Here is a 16,586-nt window from a genome sequence, read left to right as displayed (position 1 = left end):
AGCCTTTCGTGGCCTCGACATGTCATGCGAGGGACTCCATGCAGAAAAACAGTGCGGCCGTTGAAGCGCTGCTGTCCCAACACCGCGATCAGGTGCTGGCCGAATGGCGGTCGGAACTCACTGCCGGCGGCGCCGGTCGCGGGCTGAGCACCGATCTGGAGGGCACAGCGACGCTGCTGGACGCGATGGCCACCGGCCTGCGCGCCGGCGGCGGCCTCGACGACTTCGACGCCAAGGCCTGGGAGCCCAGCCGCGAGTTCCTTGCCGGCCTGTCGCGCTCGCGTGCGGCGCAGGGGTCGACGGCGGCCGACACCAGCCGCTTCGTGCTGGCCCTGAAGAAGCCGCTGTTCACCGGCCTGCAGCGTCTGCTCGGCAGCGATGCAACGGCGCTGGTGAACGCCGTGTGGGAGGCGTCCACGTTGATCGACAACATGGCCCAGTTCACCGTGTCGGCCTACCAGCGCACCCGCGAGGACATCATTGCCCGCCAGCAGCAGGAGCTGCTGGAGCTGTCGACGCCGGTCATCAAGCTGTGGGACGGCGTGCTGGCCGCGCCCATGATCGGCACACTGGACAGCGGCCGCACGCAGATCGTCATGGAGGAGCTGCTGCAGCGCATCGTCGACACCGGCTCCAGCATCGCCATCATCGACATCACCGGCGTGCCCACCGTCGACACGCTGGTGGCCCAGCATCTGCTCAAGACCGTCACGGCCATCCGCCTGATGGGCGCGGAATGCATCATCAGCGGCATCCGCCCGCAGATCGCGCAGACCATCGTGCATCTGGGCATCGACCTGCAAGGCGTCATCACCAAGGCCACGCTGGCCGATGCACTGGCCGTGGCCCTGAAGCGCACCGGCTTCATCGTCAGCCGCACGTCATGAGGCCCCTCGTCCAAGGCGTACCTTGTCCGGTCTTGCAGACCGCGCCGCGGCTCACGCCGCAGCTCTTCGGCAGGCACAGCGCGCCCACTGGGCGCGCTGAGTCCGGCCTCAGCCCCCGAGGGGACGGCGATGCTCGCGGCATTGAGCCGCTCGCACATCGCCAAACGGGCCGGCTTGGGAGCGGCCCGGCGCTCGTCCCGAAGACCAAGGTAGGTTGACATGCAGCGCATCCCCATCCTGCAGATCGGCAAGCTGTTGCTGGTCACGATCCAGGTCGACCTGATGGACCAGACCGCGCTGGCGCTGCAGGACGACCTCGCCAACAAGATCCAGCGCAGCGGCGCCACCGGCGTGCTGATCGACATCTCGGCGCTGGAGATGGTCGACTCGTTCATCGGCCGCATGCTGGCCAGCATCTCGGGCATCGCCAGCGTGCTGGGCGCGTCATCGGTGGTGGTGGGCATGCAGCCCGCTGTCGCGATCACGCTTGTCGAGCTGGGGCTGTCCCTGGACGGCGTCCGCACCGCGCTCAACGTCGACCGTGGCATGGCATTGCTCCGCCAAGCAACCGAGGGGCAGTCCGATGACAACGAATCAGACGGGCAATGAAGGCAGCGTGGCGATCCGCAACGAGCACGATGTTGTCACCAGCCGGCAGCTCGTGCGCAAGCTGACGCAGCAGCTCGGCTTCTCGCTGGTCGACCAGACCAAGATGATCACGGCAGCCAGCGAGCTGTCGCGCAACACGCTGATCTATGGCGGCGGCGGCGACATGCAGTGGCGCCTGCGGCTGGACGGCATCCGTGCCGGGCTGACGCTGGCCTTCGTCGACCAGGGACCGGGCATCCCCGACCTGGATCTGGCGATGAAGGACGGCTGGACCTCGGGCGGTGGCCTGGGCAAGGGCTTGTCGGGCAGCAAGCGGCTGGTCAACGAGTTCGAGCTGGCGTCGACCGTCGGCCAGGGCACGCGCGTGACGATCACGCGCTGGAAGTAGCCCGCCCATGCGTCCCTTCCAGCGCTACGTCGTCGAGGACGCCAGCCAGGTCGGCGAGGCCCGCCGCGCGGCGCGACTGCTGGCCGAGGAGCTGGGCTTCGACGAGGCCGCCGCCGGGCGCCTGGCCATTGGCATCACCGAGCTGGGCACCAACCTCGTCCGCCATGCCTGCGGCGGCGCGCTGCTGCTGGGCGTGGATGGCGCGGCGGTGCAGCTGCTGTCGCTGGACCGCGGCCCCGGCATGGACGTGGCGCGCTGCCTGGGCGACGGCTACTCGACCGGCGGCACCGCCGGCACCGGCCTGGGCGCCGTCAAGCGCCTGGCCGACCGCTTCTCGGCGTTCTCGCTGCCAGGGTGCGGCGCTGTCATCGCCGCGCGCTTTGGCGGCGTACCCGTGCCGACGCCTGGCTTCAGCGTGGCCGGCGTCTGCCTGCCGGCGCCGGGCGAGCAGGTCTCGGGCGATGGCTGGGGCCTGCGCGCGCAGGACGGCCGGCTGCTGCTCATGCTGGCCGACGGCCTGGGCCACGGGCCCCAGGCCGCCGAGGCCTCGGACCTGGCGCTGGCGCTGTTCCAGCGCTCGCCCGCTGCCAGCCCCGCCGCGCTGCTGGAAGACGCCCACGCGACCATGCGCAGCACGCGCGGCGCCGCCGTCGCCGTCGCCGCCATGGCTGCTGCGCCCGCCCCGCTGGTGCTGGCCGGCGCGGGCAACATCGTCGGCCGGCTGGTCTCCGGCATCAGCGACCGCAGCCTGCTGACCCAGCCGGGCACGCTGGGCGTGCAAATTCGGCGTTTGCAGGACAGTGCGCACGACTGGCCCGAGCACGCCATCCTCGTGCTGCACTCCGACGGCATCGTCTCGCGCTGGAGCCTGGCCGGCGCCGCCGGCCTGCTGCAGTGCGAGCCCATCGTCATCGCCGGCTGGATATTGCGCGACCATTGCCGCGGCCGCGATGACGCGACCGTCGTCGTCGTGCGACGCCACTGAAACGCGGAACCCCGATGCAGCCACAGCCCGCCCCCGATGTCGCCGCCCTGCAGGCCGCGCTGGACGAGTCGCGCCAGCAGGTGCGGCAACTGCAGCAGGAGCTGGACGAGACCAACAGCGGCGTGCTGGCGCTGTACGCCGAGCTCGACAACCACACCCAGCAGCTGCGCCATGCCACCGAGCTGAAGAGCCGCTTCCTGGCCTACATGAGCCATGAGTTCCGCACGCCCATCGCCTCCATCCGCAGCCTGACGCGCCTGCTGCTGGATCGCATCGACGGCCCGCTGACGGCCGAGCAGGAGAAGCAGGTCAACTTCATCCGCACCACGTCGGAGGAGTTCGCCGAGATGGTCAACGACTTGCTGGACCTGGCCAAGGTAGAGGCCGGGCGCATCGACGTGTCGCCGGCCTGGTTCGAGCTGGTCGACCTGTTCGTGGCGCTGCGCGGCATGTTCAAGCCGGTGCTGGTGAACCACGAGGTGCAGCTGGTCTTCGAGGCGCCGCAAGGCACGCGGCAGCTGTTCACCGACAACGCCAAGCTGTCGCAGATCCTGCGCAACTTCATCGCCAATGCATTGAAGTTCACGACCCGCGGCGAGGTGCGCGTGTCGGCCGTGGAGCAGGGCGAGTTCATCGTCTTCTCGGTCGCCGACACCGGCATCGGCATCGCGCCGGAGTACCACGCGGCCATCTTCCATGACTTCACGCAGCTCGACTCGCCCATCCAGAAGCGCCTGCGCGGCACCGGCCTGGGCCTGTCCCTGAGCAAGCGCCTGGCCGAGCTGCTGGGCGGTAGCATCGCGCTGACAAGCGAGGCGGGCGTGGGCTCGACCTTCTCGGTCACCGTGCCGCTGCGGCTCGCGGCCGCCCAGCCGGAGGCCACGGCGCCATGACCGAACTGCAGCCTCCTGCGGCGCTGGGCGCGCGCAAGCTGGACCGCTCGCGTCACCGGCTGCTGGTCGTCAATGACGACCCCGTCGGCCGCTACGCCACCGTGCGCCAGCTGCAATCGGCGGGCTTCCCGGTCGTCGAGGCCGGCACCGGCATGGAGGCGCTGGCTCTGGCCGACGAGAGCCTCTCGGCCGTCGTGCTGGACATTCACCTGCCCGACATCGACGGCCTGGAGGTCTGCCGCCGGCTGCGCCGCCAGCCCACCACCTTCAAGCTGCCGGTCATCCACCTGACGGCGGCCTACCTGACCGACGAGGACAAGGTGCGCGGCCTGGACTCTGGCGCCGACGCCTACCTGACCCATCCGGTGGAGCCGGCCGTGCTCATCTCCACCATCCAGGCCCTGGTGCGCACGCGTGAGGCCGAGGACGCGATGCGCCACAGCGAGGCCAAGTTCCGCGCCGCCTTCGAGCGCGCGCCGGGCGGCATCGGCCTGGTGGACCGTGTCGACGGCCGGCTGCTGGACGTCAACCCCGCGCTGCTGGCGCTGCTGGGCCGCGCACAGGCGCAGGTGACCGGCCTGCCGCTGCACGACTTCGTCGCGCCGGCCGACGCCGCCGCGGTCGAGGCCTTCGTGCGCAATCTGTCCGCCGACAGCACGCAGGCGGAGTTCCAGTTCGTCCACCCCGACGGCCGGCTCGTGCCCATCGAATGTGCCGCCGCCAGCTACATCGAACCCGGCATCGCGATGATCGTCGCGACCGACATCTCGCAGCGCCTGCTGGTGGCCCAGCAGCGGCATGAACTGCTGGAGCGCGAGCGCAGCGCGCGCGGCACGGCCGAGCGGCATGGCCGGTTGAAGGACGACCTGCTGGCCGTGCTGTCGCACGAATTGCGCACGCCGCTGAACGTCATCCTGAACTGGGCCCACATGCTGCGCAAGCGCAGCCAGCCCGACCTGCTGGAGCGAGGCCTGGCCGCCATCGAGCGCAATGCCGAGATCCAGGCGCGGCTGATCACCGACATCCTGGACATGTCGCGCCTGAACCTCGGCAAGCTGCCGCTGAACCGCGACTGGGTGGACGTCGGCAGCCTCATCGCTGCGGCGGCCTCGGCCGTGCAGCCGCTGCTGCAGCGCAGCGGCCACCGCCTGCGGCTGGACCTGGAACAGGAGGACACCCGCATCTACGCCGATGACGCGCGCATCCAGCAAGTGCTGTGGAACCTGCTGGGCAATGCGGTCAAGTTCTCGCCCGGTGGCAGCGAGATCACGCTGACGCTGCGCGCCGAGGCCGGCGGCTTGAGCATCACCGTGGCCGACCAGGGCCAGGGCATTGCGGCCGACTTCCTGCCCTTCGTCTTCGACCGCTTCGCGCAGAGCGACGCCGCCAGCAACCGCCAGCATGGCGGCCTGGGTCTGGGCCTGGCCATCGTCAAGAGCCTGGTCGAGTCCCATGGCGGCCATGTCGGCGTGGCCAGCGACGGGCCGGGGCTGGGCGCGCGGTTCAGCGTCTGGCTGCCGGGCCAGCAGGCGACCCCGGCAGGCCAGGACGCGGGCCCGTCAAGCGGCTTCGGCGGAATGGGCGGCGGTGCCCCGGCGGGGCTGCTGGGGCTGCAGGTGCTGCTGGTGGAGGACGACCTGGAGGCCGGCGCCATGCTGTCCATGATCCTCGGCGAGCAGGGCGTGCAGGTGCGCCATGCGGCCTCGGTGGACGAGGCGCTGGAATGCCTGTCGGTGCGGCGCTTCGACCTGCTGATCAGCGATGTCGGCATGCCAGGCCGCGATGGCTACGAATTGATCCGCGAGCTGCGGCAGCGGGAGGGTGGCAAGCGCCGCCTGCCGGCGATCGCGCTGACCGCGTTCTCGCGCGACAGCGACCGCGCCACGGCCTTGCGCGCCGGCTTCGACGTGCACCTGGGCAAGCCCGTGCGGCCGCAGCAGTTGCTGACGCAGATGCTGCGGCTGCTCGGCTCGGAAAGGTAGTTGGAGCCCCTCGCCCAGTCCCGCGCCGCTGAACGCGGGCGTGCCTGGTCGGTCCCCCGGGGGAACGGCGATGCTTGCAGCATTGAGCCGCAAGCACATCGCCCGCCGGTCCGGCTTGGGGGCGGCCCGGCGCTCGGCCCGAAGACCCAGCTGTGCCTCTCAGTACGCCGCGCGCGGCGCGTTGCGGCCCAGCACGGCGGTCAGGTGCTTGCACATGTTTTCGCCGGTGGTCGTCAGGCGCAGCGAGCCGCCATGCCATTCGAGCCAGTTCAAGCTGACGTACTCCTCGATGACGGTCTCGGAGATGTCGGCGGCACGGCGGCGCTTGAGCAGGTCGACCGTGGCGAGCAGGCCGTCGCGAAGCGCTTCGCGTCGCAGGGTTTCGGGGGCAGGTTGGGCCGGCTTCATCAGGATCTCCAGGGCGTATGAGCAGCGGCTGTCGTCGACGGACGAGATTGGCCTTGCCATGCGGGGCGTCAGTCGCTTCGATGCGGCATGCGGGGCTCGCCGCCGAGGGCAGGTGACGACCGATGAGCGCCGGCGGGGCCGGCAAACCGGGAACGCGGATGTGATGCGTGGCGTCCAGCCTGACCAGCTGTCGCGGCAGTGAGCAGACCCGCGACAGGCGAAGGAAGTGTACGCCGCACCCTTGTCAGACGAGGCCGGATTCGGCGCCGCGCGCGCGGCCGCAGCGCCCCGCACAAATAAACTGAAATCGTCGCTGCATGCTGCGTTATCGCACGCGGCGCCTTTGCGAAGGAGAGTGCGATGACAGGGAGCCAAACCCGTTCCGCGAGCGGTGTACCAGGGCTGGATGAGGTGTTGCATGGCGGGCTGATCGCCGGCCGGCTTTATCTGATCGACGGCGAGCCCGGCGCCGGCAAGACGACGCTGGCACTGCAGTACCTGATCCAGGGCGTGCGTGAGGGGGAGTCCTGCCTGTACGTGACGCTGGGCGAGACGGCGGCAGAGCTGCGCGCGGGGGCGGCCTCGCATGGCCTGTCACTGGACGGCATCGAGATCGTCGAGCTGGTGGCCGATGAAAGCGAACTGCTGGGCGACTCCGAGCTGACGATGTACCACCCCGCCGAGGTCGAGCTGAACGAGACGACCAAGCGCATCCTCGAGGCCGTGGAGCGCAGCATGCCCCGGCGCATGGTGCTGGACTCGCTGTCCGAGCTGCGCCTGCTGGCCCAGAGCTCGCTGCGCTACCGTCGCCAGGTCCTGGCGCTGAAGCAGTTCTTCATCGGCCGCCAGTGCACGGCGCTGTTCCTGGACGACCGTTCGGGAGCCGTCATCGACACGCAGGTGCACAGCATCGCCCACGGCGTCATCGCGCTGGAGCGCAAGGTGCCCGCCTACGGGCCTGCGCAGCGGCAGCTGCACGTCACCAAGCTGCGCGGCAGCGACTTCATCAGCGGCCAGCAGGACTTGCTGATCCGGCGCGGCGGCCTGCAGGTGTTCCCCCGGCTCACGCCGAACGAGCATGGCTCGGCCTATGCGCGCGACACGGTGCCCAGCGGCATCGCGGCGCTGGATCAGCTGCTCGGCGGCGGTGTGGACCGCGGTACGTCGACCTTGCTCATCGGCCCGGCGGGGTCGGGCAAGTCGACCATCGCAGCGCAATACGCGGTGCAGGCGGCGCGGCGCGGCACGCATGCCGTCATCTTCACCTTCGAGGAATCGCGCGCCCTGCTGCTGGATCGCCTCAAGGGCCTGGGCATGGACATCGAGCTGCTGGGCGGCAACCTGGTCGTACGCCAGCTCGACCCGGCCGAGGTGCTGCCCAGCCAGTTCGCCAACATCGTGCGCGACGCGGTGGAGCGAGGCGGCGCCAGGGTCGTCGTCATCGACAGTCTCAACGGCTACCTGAATGCGATGCCGGAAGCGCGGGCGCTGACGGTCCAGCTGCACGAGCTGCTGAGCTACCTCAACAACCAGGGCGTCGCGACCTTCGTCGTCGCCACGCAGTCGGGCCTGATGGGCACCAGCATGCGCAACGTCGTCGATACCAGCTACCTGGCGGACGCCATCATGCTGTTCCGCATGTACGAGCATGCGGGCGCGGTGCGCAAGGCCATTTCGGTCGTCAAGAAGCGCAGCGGCCGGCATGAGGAGACCATCCGCCAGCTGTGGTTCGACGAGCAGGGCGTCCACGTCGGCCCGGCGCTGACCCACCTGCGCGGGGTCCTCTCCGGTGTGCCGGTCGAGATCGGCAGCGCCAAGGTGGCGTTGGGAGGGGGCGACGATGGCGGCGGGCGGATCTGAACCGAGCTACAGCGAACGCGTCATCATCCTGGCCCCCACGGTGCGTGATGCGGATGTCACGCGACAGGCCCTGGCGGGTGCCGGCCTGGAGGGCATCGTCGCCCGCGACTGGCGCCAGGCGCAGGAGTTCATCCATGAGGGTGCCGGCGCACTGATGTTCACCGACGTGATGCTGGCCGGACCGGGCTTCGCGGGCCTGCTCGTGTCGCTGCAGCGCCAGCCGGCCTGGTCCAACCTGCCGCTGCTGGCCTTGTGCCGCCAGGGCGTGCTGGCGCCGACGCTGCGCGACGCCGGGCTGCGCAACCTGACGGTGCTGGACCGGCCGACGTCGATGCGCGCGATGCTCAGCGCCGTGATGACGGCACTGCGTGGGCGGCGCTGGCAGTACCAGATCCGCGACCAGATCGATTCGCTGCTGCAGGCCGACCGCTCGCTGCGCCAGGCGGACCAGCGCAAGGACGAGTTCCTGGCCACGCTGGCGCACGAGCTGCGCAACCCGCTGGCGCCCATCCGCACCGGGCTGCAGTTGCTGACCGGGGAGGCCGCCGACGCCGACCAGCGCCGCCACGTCACCGAGATGATGGACCGGCAGATGAGCCAGCTGCTGCGGCTCATCGACGACCTGCTGGAGGTGTCGCGCATCTCCACCGGCAAGCTGGTGCTGCGCAGCGAGCGGCTGGACCTGCGCCAGGTGGTGCAGACGGCGCTGGAAGCCTGTGAGCCGCTGATCGCGCGCGGCCGGCACCGGCTGTCGGTCAGCCTGCCCGACGAGGCCTTGCACGTGAATGGCGACCTGACGCGGCTGGCGCAGTCGCTGAGCAACCTCGTCAACAACGCCGCGAAGTACACGCCGGACGGCGGGCGCATCGTCGTCACGCTGGCGCGCAGTGGGGCCGAGGCGGTGCTGACGGTGCAGGACAGTGGCGTCGGTCTGCCGGCGGACATGATCACGCGGGTGTTCGACATGTTCGCCCAGGTCAACCGCTCGCTGGAGCGTGCGCAGGGCGGCCTGGGCATCGGCCTGGCGCTAGTGCGCAGACTGGTGGCGATGCACGGCGGCGAGGTCAGCGCCGCCAGCCCCGGGCCGGGCCGGGGCAGCACCTTCACCATCCGCCTGCCGTTGCTGCAAGAGGCAGCCCCAACCGAGGCCTTGATGGGCGACAAGGCCGAGGCGCCGGTGCGGCGGCTGCGCATCCTGCTCGTCGACGACAACGAGGACGCCGCCGAGTCGCTGGCCCTGCTGCTGGCGCTGTACGGCCATGAGGTGCAGGTGGAAAACGGCGGCGTGGCCGGGCTGGCCGCCGCCGCCGCCCTGCAACCTCATGCCATCTTCTGCGACGTCGGCATGCCCGGCATGGACGGCCACGAGTTCGCCACCCGGCTGCGCCAGGACGCGCGCTTCGCGTCGACGCTGCTGGTGGCGGTGACCGGCTGGGGCTCCGACGAAGACCGGCGCCGCTCACGCGCGGCCGGCTTCGACGAGCACCTGACCAAGCCGGCGAGCTTGGAGGCAGTGTCGGCGCTGCTGGCGCGGCTCTAGGAGGTGCTCAACCCCCCCGAAGCGCCGACAGCGGCGGCTCGTTGCTGCTCTCGGGACAAGTCCGTCACCGGGTAGCGGGGAGGGCGCCTGCTGGCTAGCCCTCATCCGCACGTCGATGCCGCGCGCTTCCCCCCGTGTGAGTGTGAATCGGCACATGGGTTTCGTTGAGTTACACCCACAGGTATGCGTTCCGAAGGGCGATGAAAGGGCAAGGTGCCGCCGGCTGCCGAGCCCAGTGCACATCGGGTTTCCTTGCCTGGGAGCTTTGTCAGGTGGACGCTGGGCCGCAGTCTTTGCACCATGGCGTCACTGGTTGCCTGCGCTCATCCCGAGAGCGCAAGAGGGCCGGATGACAACAACATCGAGGAGACACCGTTTTCATGGACGCCGCACAGGCCGCCCCAGCGCCGGCTGCCGCCAATCGCGCCACACCACTGTTCCGCCCCGAGGTGCTGCATGCCCGGCAAGCCCAGTGGCTGGGCGGCATCCGCATCGGTCGGCCACTGAGCTTCAGCGTCGTCACTGGTGCGGCTTTGGCCATGGCGGCGGCGCTGATCGCCTTTGCCTGTTGGGGCGAGGTGACGCGCAAGGTCACGGTGCATGGCTTGCTGCTGCCGGCGGGCGGGCTCATTGACGTGGCCGCGCCGCAGGCGGGCGTCATTGCGGAAGTGCTGGTTCGTGAAGGCGATGAGGTGCAGGCCGGCCAGCCCCTGCTGCGCCTAAAAAGTGAGCGCATCACGGCTGCCGGCGATGCAGCCCTGCTCACCGCGCAAGCCCTGGCCGCGCGCCGCGCCAGCCTGGAGACCGAGCGCCGCCTGACCGAGCAGAACCTGCGCCAGCGTCTGGACAGCCTGCAGCTGCGCCAGCAAAGCCTGCAGGCCGAGGAGCGCCAGGCGCTGGCAGAGCTGGACACCCACCGTCTGCGGCTGCAACTGGCCCGGATGAGCCTGGAGCGTCAGCAGCAACTGGCCCGCGAAGGCTTCGTGGCCGCCGCGCAGGTACAGCAAAGGCAGGAGGAGCAGCTGGACCTGCAACTGCGCGAGCGCAATGCGGAGCGCAACCTGCAGGCCCTGCAGCGCGACCTGCAAGCAGCGCGCGCCGATCGACAGGCGCTGGAAACGCAGACGCACACCGCGTTGGCCCAGCTGGACCGAAGCCTGGCTGCGCTGGGCCAGGAGGCCACGGAGGCAGACGGCCGCAATGGGCTCACGCTGACGGCGCCCCGGGCCGCCCGGGTCAGCGCCTTGACGCTGGGCGTCGGTCAGGCGGTGCAGGCGGCGCAGACGTTGGTAAGCCTGGTTCCCACGGCCGCCACGGGTGCGGCCGTCGATCCGTCAGCCCTTCAAGCCCAGCTGTTTGCCCCCAGCCGCACGGCGGGATTTGTGCAGCCGGGCCAGGTGGTTTGGCTGCGCTACGCGGCCTTCCCGTACCAGAAGTTCGGCATGGCCGAAGGGCAGGTGACCGCCGTCAGCCGCAGCCCCATCGCACCGCAGGATTTGCCGAGCGGCCAGGCCCAGGCCTTGGTGGCCGCCGCGCAGGCGAATGAGCCGATGTACCGCATCACCGTCCGGCTGCCCCGGCAGACCGTGAACACCTATGGAAACCCCACGCCCCTTGCAGCAGGCATGAGCCTGGATGCCGATGTGCGGCAGGACAGCCGCAGGGTGTGGGAGTGGCTGCTCGAACCGGCATTGGCGGCTGCGAAAAGAATCTGATCGATGAGACAAAGTCCAGCCCGGGAGGATGGAGTTTCTGCGTGACGAAGCGGAAAGGGCCACGCATTTGGCCCGTGTTCTTGGCCTGAATATTGGCCTTTGGAGAATATTATGAAAGTCCTTAGCATCAATGAAGCGGAAGAAGTCAGTGGGGGTAACTATGGGCAGGCGGTCGGCACCGCCGGCCTCATCCTAGGTGGCGCACAGCTTGGCGCTTACCTCGCTGGCGCCCGCGCTGGTGCAACGTTGGGCGCAGCTGCTGGTCCGGTGGGCGCTGTGGTGGGCGGTGTCATTGGCGCCAGCGCTGCCTATTTCTACTACCAGTACGCCTGATGAGTAATGGGCGGGTGGCGAGCCTGTCGCCCGCTCTTTTAAGGAGCTAAACGATGCGTGACGAAAATTCAGTGCTGAAGCCAGAATGGCTGCTGCCACTTTCACGTCGAGTAATTCTTTTCCAATCTTTGCATCAATTGCTTTCATGGGCGCTTATTGTCGTCGCCACATTTTTGCTTGTTCAAATGTTTTTTGAGTTTGCCGGAGGCCCCGAGGTTCCCGCGCTTGTTTTGTTGCTGGCCATTGCGTGCGGCGCACTGCAATCCTTGGTGTTTGCGTTGCCAGGTGCCATGACAGTATCTTCAATTGCCGACTCTAGAATACAAATGGGTATTGAAGGTTGCGGATATGTGCTTTGGCAAGAAGATGCCTCCGCTGCGGTTTATCGGCAAAAGTTGCCTGCTTGGTTGCGCTGGGATGAATCGAATGTCATTGTCAAGAAATCGGGTGCCGACATCTCAATTCAAGGGCCGTACTATCTTCTGAAGAGAATCGGACGGCAATTGTCCTGAATATTCCAAGTTCCATACTGCATGGCATCCCCCATCCTTCAAGCCGAATCTTCCGAATGCGGCATCGCGTGCTTGGCCATGGTGCTGCGCCACCATGGCGGTCCTGCGGACTTGTTCGAACTGCGCCGGCGTTTCGGCTCCAGCCTCAAGGGCCAGACCCTCAAGGGCCTGATCCAGCAGGCCAATGCGGCCGGGTTCAGCACCCGGCCCTTGAGGTTGGAGCTGTCGCAACTGGGTGAGTTGTCTCTGCCCTGCGTGCTGCATTGGGACCTGAATCATTTCGTTGTGTTGAGCAAGGTCGGTCGCAGTGCGGTCACCGTGCTGGACCCGGCAGTCGGCGAACGCAGGCTGTCGCTTGCAGAGGTGTCGCGTCACTTCACCGGCGTGGCGCTGGAACTGGCGCCGACGGCGGACTTCGAGGCCGAAGCCCCGGCGCCGCGCGTGAGCCTTGGCGCGCTGACCGGCAAGGTCACCGGCCTGTGGCAGTCACTTGCGCAAATCCTGGCGGTGGCCGTGGTGCTGGAGTTGTTCGCCATCACCGCGCCGCTGATGCAGCAGCTGGTGGTGGACGACGTTCTGACCGCCGGCGACCGCGACCTGCTAACCGTGCTGGTGCTGGGCTTTGGCCTGCTGCTCATCGTGCAGACCCTGATCGGCCTGGCCCGCTCGTGGATGGTGATCGTGTTGGGCCAGACGCTGTCTCTGCAATGGGCCAGCAATGTGTTCGGGCACCTGGTGAAGCTACCCGTCGCCTTTTTCGAGCGACGCCACCTAGGAGACATCACCTCCCGCTTCGGTGCCGTGCAGGACATCCAGCGCACGCTCACCACGGCAGTCATCGAGGCAATGCTTGACGGCCTGATGGCCATGGCGGCACTGGTGATGATGTTGATCTACGCGCCATCGCTTGCTGCGGTGACCGTGGGCGCGGTGGTGCTCTATGGCGTGCTGCGCTGGGCCTCCTACCGGCCTTTCCGTGACGCCGCAGCCGAGCGCCTGGTGGTGGCTGCCAAGGAAAATTCGCACTTCCTGGAGACGCTGCGGGCGATGACGCCGCTCAAGCTCTTTGGACGCGAAGACGAGCGCCGCGCCCGCTGGCAGAACCTGCTTGTCGAGGTGCAGAACCGCGACCTGCGCACGGCCCGCATGAGCATGGCCTTCGGCACCGCCAATGCCTTCATCTTCGGCCTGGAGAACCTGCTGGTGCTGTGGCTCGGGGCCAAGCTCATCATGGGCGGCATGGTGGGTGGCGGGGTCAGCTCGGGCGCGGGCCTGTCCATCGGCATGCTGTTCGCTTACCTCAGCTACAAGACGCAGTTCTCCACCCGCGTGTCGGCGCTGATCAACTATGCGGTGGACCTCCGCATGCTGCGCCTGCACGCCGAGCGGCTGGCCGACATCTGCCTGGAGCCGCCCGAGCTAGACCAACTGCCCGACAACGATCTCGGCCATCTGGCGCCCAGCATCGAGCTGCGCAACGTGAGCTTCCGTTACGGCGAGGGCGAGCCCTGGATACTGAAGGGCGCCAACTTCCGCATTGAGGCCGGTGAGAGCGTGGCGGTGGTGGGCGCGTCGGGTGCGGGCAAGACGACGCTGCTGAAGGTGGCCCTGGGCCTGCTGAAACCTACCGAAGGCGAGGTGCTGTACGGCGGCCAGCCGGTACGGCATCTGGGCGTGGCCAACTTCCGCCGCCAGATCGGCACCGTGATGCAGGAAGACGTGCTGCTGACCGGCAGCCTGGCCGACAACATCGCCTTCTTCGACGTGCAGCCGGACCGCGAGCGCGTGCAGGTCTGCGCGCTGATGGCCCAGTTGCACGACGACATCAGTCGGATGCCCATGGGCTACGAGACGCTGGTGGGTGACCTCGGCTCCGGGCTGTCTGGCGGGCAGAAGCAGCGCCTGCTGCTGGCCCGCGCGCTCTACAAGGCGCCCCGGGTGCTGGCGCTGGACGAGGCCACCAGCCATCTGGACATCGCCAACGAGCGAGCGGTGACGGCGGCCATCGCCCACATGCAGCTCACGCGGCTCGTCATCGCCCACCGCCCCGAGACGATTGCCGGCGCGCAACGCGTGGTGCAACTGGTGCAGACGCCGCAGGGCGGACAGGTGCTGGAGCTGGCGCGCGTGGTGCCGGCCGAAACGAGCGAGGCCGCCATGCCGACCTGACGCGCTGCGGCGGGCCTGCCGCCACCGAAACGATCAAACAAGAGAGAGGGAGACACATCACATGCATTCGATCTGCGCCGTCGGCGGCGCCTTGAAGCCGGAATCCAAGCTGTTGCGCCAGGCGTCAGAGGTGGGGCTGCTGTGCCAGTTCGCCGCGCGGCTGCCAAGCCATCAGCAGATGCCGCTACCCGGCTTCATGAGCCTCGCCATGGCCACACAGCAAGTGGGCCAGTTGAAGGTCTACCTGAACGGTTACGAGGAATGCGTGGGCTATGTGATGTGGGCGCTGCTGACGCCGGACGTGGAGCGCGAGTTCATCAGCGGCAAGCCACGCGCCTTGGCCGACTGGGAGTACAGCGACGGCACCAGCGCCTGGATTCTGGACATGGCCGTGGCGCCGGGTTCGCTGCCCCACGTGCTGCAGGACTTGCGCGACGTGGTGTTCAAGGACCAGGAGCAGCTGACCTACTTCCGCGTCAAGGGCGGGCGCCGCATGTGCAAGCGCGTGAGCCGCGCGGATCGCTCCAGCTTCATGGCCGCCGGCCGGAGGGTGCAGGCATGAGCGGCTTCAACTTGCCTCCCACCTCCTGGGCGCCCGTGACGACGAGGCGCCTGCGTGCGCCGCAGGTGCTGTGGACAAGCGGCGAGGAGACGACCGCGGGCTTTGATGCCGGCCAGGTGTACTGCTGCCCGCAGGACTACGAATCACCCGAGGCCTACACCGACGAGACCCGCCAGGAATGGGCGGACCGCTACGGCGGCATCGGTGTCGCGACGGCGGGTGGCAGCGGGCGCTGCTCGGGCGTCAACGGCCTGCAGACCAAGGGCGTGGGCGTGACGCCGCTGGTGTCGCCCTGCGGCGACCGCTTCCATTCCTCCGGCACGCTGATGCTGGTGGAGGCCGCCACCGAGGCCGTGTTCGCGGGGGCCTACCAGGCTGCGCTGCCGTATGGCGCGGTGCCGGTGCATGCGGTCATCTTCACCGGCGGATCGTTCAAGCGGGAGCTCGACCATGACAGCCAGGCCCAGTGCCTGCGCGCACTCGCCGTCCGCCCGTGGGTGGCCCGCCCCGCGCACTTCATGCGCAACCTGCTTCACCCCGCCGGGCGGCTGCCTGCGGGGCCGGCTGCGCCGGGCTGGACGGTGGACGCCTTGCGCACGCGCCTGGCGCAGGCCTCCCTGGCGGGCCACTTGAGGCATCTGCTGTCGTTGGATGTGCTGGCTGAAGACGAGATCGCCCTCCTGGACCAAGGCTTTCGGGAGCTGGCGCGCCGCCATGCCTGGCAGTGCGCCGCCTCGTTCGCAAAGCGCCTGCCGCACGGCACGCTGGGCTGCTCCAACATCGCGCTGGATGGCGCCTTCCTTGACTTCGGCATTGCCAACCACGTGCCCGCCTACCGGCGCCTGTGCTGGGCGATGAACCAGGAGCCCTGGACCGAGGCGCAGTTCCCGCTGAGCACGTTGGCCTCATTGCGCCAGCAGCTCGACAAATACCGTCCGGGCGTCCGTGGCGCTGCCATCGTCGGCGTCGAGGAAATGGCAGCCCTCTATGGGCAGGCCCTGCAGGCGCGCCTGGGCATCGAGATGGCCCGCATGGCCGGATTGACCGAAGACATGGCGCTGGCCTGCCCGCCCGAGCTGCTGGCCCGCTGGCTGAAGGTCATGCAGGCCATCTGGATGCGCGGCGCCGGGGAGCGGTTCTCCCAGAACCCGGGCAGCATCAACGGCCGCCCCGCGCCCGCGCCACGTCAAGGCCGGTATGACCTCAACGCGGTCCTTGCAGCCGCCGGGCCGCATGGGAAGCCAGAGGCGATGGATGCTGCCTTGCGCCCCTGGCTCGACGACACGGCATTGCGTCAGCATTTCGTCCTGGCCGCCACCGCTGTGCGGGCGTGGCTCCAGAGTTGGGTGGGTTCGCCGTCGTCAGGCCTGGATGCCTATCTGGGCCGGCAGGCCGCCCGCAAGAACGCCACCATGCCCTTGCTGCAGCGCGATGCCAATTGCAGCCTGAGCGCCATCAGACAACTGGAGATGGATGGCGATGTTGCACGGGTTGGCGGTGCCATCGAGGCCGCGCTGCTGCAGGCTCGTCAGACACTTTCCGACCTGTGCCCGGCCCTGCCCGGTGAGACCGGCCGCGCGCAAGTCCAGGCGCTGTGTCGCCATGGACCGTCGCCTTTGGTGGAGGTCGTCCCCGCGCTCGCAATCGCACCCAACTCGGCGTTGGGAACTGACGAACGGCTGGTCTGCTGAAACCGCTGAGAATCCGCGCCAAGCCGAAGATGCGGTTGCCTGGAGAGAGACG

The 16,586-nt window shown here is 68.7% G+C and carries 15 protein-coding genes; 14 read left to right on the top strand and 1 reads right to left on the bottom strand.

The window, feature by feature from the left end:
* The first annotated feature begins 38 nt into the window (after window positions 1-38).
* The 6 genes from ACG00Y_RS02210 (at window position 39) to ACG00Y_RS02185 (ending at window position 5,744) form a co-directional block, all read left to right on the top strand.
* Window positions 39-887 carry an STAS domain-containing protein gene (locus ACG00Y_RS02210; protein ID WP_394475636.1) on the top strand — a complete coding sequence of 283 codons (849 nt, stop codon included), beginning with the start codon at window positions 39-41 and terminating at the stop codon, window positions 885-887.
* A 219-nt stretch (window positions 888-1,106) separates the two neighbouring features.
* The gene (locus tag ACG00Y_RS02205; protein ID WP_394475635.1) at window positions 1,107-1,496 is read left to right on the top strand and encodes an STAS domain-containing protein; all 390 of its coding nucleotides are present in this window, start codon (window positions 1,107-1,109) and stop codon (window positions 1,494-1,496) included.
* On the top strand, window positions 1,471-1,884 hold the full coding sequence (locus ACG00Y_RS02200; RefSeq protein ID WP_394475634.1) for an anti-sigma regulatory factor: 414 nt from the start codon (window positions 1,471-1,473) through the stop codon (window positions 1,882-1,884). Before ACG00Y_RS02205 ends, ACG00Y_RS02200 begins: the two co-directional genes overlap by 26 nt.
* A 7-nt stretch (window positions 1,885-1,891) precedes the next feature.
* Entirely contained in the window at window positions 1,892-2,869 is a 978-nt protein-coding gene (locus ACG00Y_RS02195; RefSeq protein WP_394475633.1) for an ATP-binding protein, read from the top strand.
* Window positions 2,870-2,883: 14 nt separating this feature from the next.
* Window positions 2,884-3,762, top strand: a complete 879-nt coding sequence (locus ACG00Y_RS02190) for a sensor histidine kinase (RefSeq protein ID WP_394475632.1) — start codon at window positions 2,884-2,886, stop codon at window positions 3,760-3,762.
* Window positions 3,759-5,744: a hybrid sensor histidine kinase/response regulator gene (locus ACG00Y_RS02185; protein ID WP_394475631.1), complete on the top strand. Its 1,986-nt coding sequence runs from the start codon at window positions 3,759-3,761 to the stop codon at window positions 5,742-5,744. Before ACG00Y_RS02190 ends, ACG00Y_RS02185 begins: the two co-directional genes overlap by 4 nt.
* Window positions 5,745-5,903: 159 nt before the next feature.
* Here the strand turns inward: ACG00Y_RS02185 and ACG00Y_RS02180 are convergent, their stop codons facing one another.
* Window positions 5,904-6,152, bottom strand: coding sequence for a hypothetical protein (locus ACG00Y_RS02180; RefSeq protein WP_394475630.1), 249 nt, complete (start codon window positions 6,150-6,152; stop codon window positions 5,904-5,906).
* Between the two features lie 360 nt (window positions 6,153-6,512).
* Here ACG00Y_RS02180 and ACG00Y_RS02175 point away from each other — a divergent pair, with 360 nt between their 5' ends.
* From ACG00Y_RS02175 to ACG00Y_RS02140, 8 genes are all read left to right on the top strand, one after another.
* Complete coding sequence (locus ACG00Y_RS02175) at window positions 6,513-8,012, top strand: DUF7125 family protein (protein ID WP_394475629.1); 1,500 nt, start codon at window positions 6,513-6,515, stop codon at window positions 8,010-8,012.
* The gene (locus ACG00Y_RS02170) at window positions 7,993-9,552 is read left to right on the top strand and encodes a hybrid sensor histidine kinase/response regulator (RefSeq protein ID WP_394475628.1); all 1,560 of its coding nucleotides are present in this window, start codon (window positions 7,993-7,995) and stop codon (window positions 9,550-9,552) included. Before ACG00Y_RS02175 ends, ACG00Y_RS02170 begins: the two co-directional genes overlap by 20 nt.
* A 380-nt stretch (window positions 9,553-9,932) precedes the next feature.
* Window positions 9,933-11,267 carry an HlyD family secretion protein gene (locus tag ACG00Y_RS02165; RefSeq protein ID WP_394475627.1) on the top strand — a complete coding sequence of 445 codons (1,335 nt, stop codon included), beginning with the start codon at window positions 9,933-9,935 and terminating at the stop codon, window positions 11,265-11,267.
* 111 nt (window positions 11,268-11,378) lie between these two features.
* Window positions 11,379-11,600 carry a hypothetical protein gene (locus tag ACG00Y_RS02160; protein ID WP_394475626.1) on the top strand — a complete coding sequence of 74 codons (222 nt, stop codon included), beginning with the start codon at window positions 11,379-11,381 and terminating at the stop codon, window positions 11,598-11,600.
* Window positions 11,601-11,653: 53 nt separating this feature from the next.
* Window positions 11,654-12,112, top strand: a complete 459-nt coding sequence (locus ACG00Y_RS02155; RefSeq protein ID WP_394475625.1) for a hypothetical protein — start codon at window positions 11,654-11,656, stop codon at window positions 12,110-12,112.
* Window positions 12,113-12,133: 21 nt separating this feature from the next.
* The gene (locus ACG00Y_RS02150) at window positions 12,134-14,281 is read left to right on the top strand and encodes a peptidase domain-containing ABC transporter (RefSeq protein ID WP_394475624.1); all 2,148 of its coding nucleotides are present in this window, start codon (window positions 12,134-12,136) and stop codon (window positions 14,279-14,281) included.
* A 61-nt stretch (window positions 14,282-14,342) separates the two neighbouring features.
* Window positions 14,343-14,843: a toxin-activating lysine-acyltransferase gene (locus ACG00Y_RS02145; protein WP_394475623.1), complete on the top strand. Its 501-nt coding sequence runs from the start codon at window positions 14,343-14,345 to the stop codon at window positions 14,841-14,843.
* Window positions 14,840-16,534, top strand: coding sequence for a hypothetical protein (locus ACG00Y_RS02140; RefSeq protein ID WP_394475622.1), 1,695 nt, complete (start codon window positions 14,840-14,842; stop codon window positions 16,532-16,534). The genes ACG00Y_RS02145 and ACG00Y_RS02140 overlap by 4 nt, the downstream gene beginning before the upstream one ends.
* The last annotated feature ends 52 nt before the right edge of the window (window positions 16,535-16,586 follow it).

Source organism: Pelomonas parva (assembly GCF_043555835.1).
GTDB classification, from domain to species: domain Bacteria; phylum Pseudomonadota; class Gammaproteobacteria; order Burkholderiales; family Burkholderiaceae_C; genus Pelomonas; species Pelomonas parva.
Note: the sequence above shows the minus strand (reverse complement) of the source record. Positions and strands in the feature narration are given on the sequence as shown.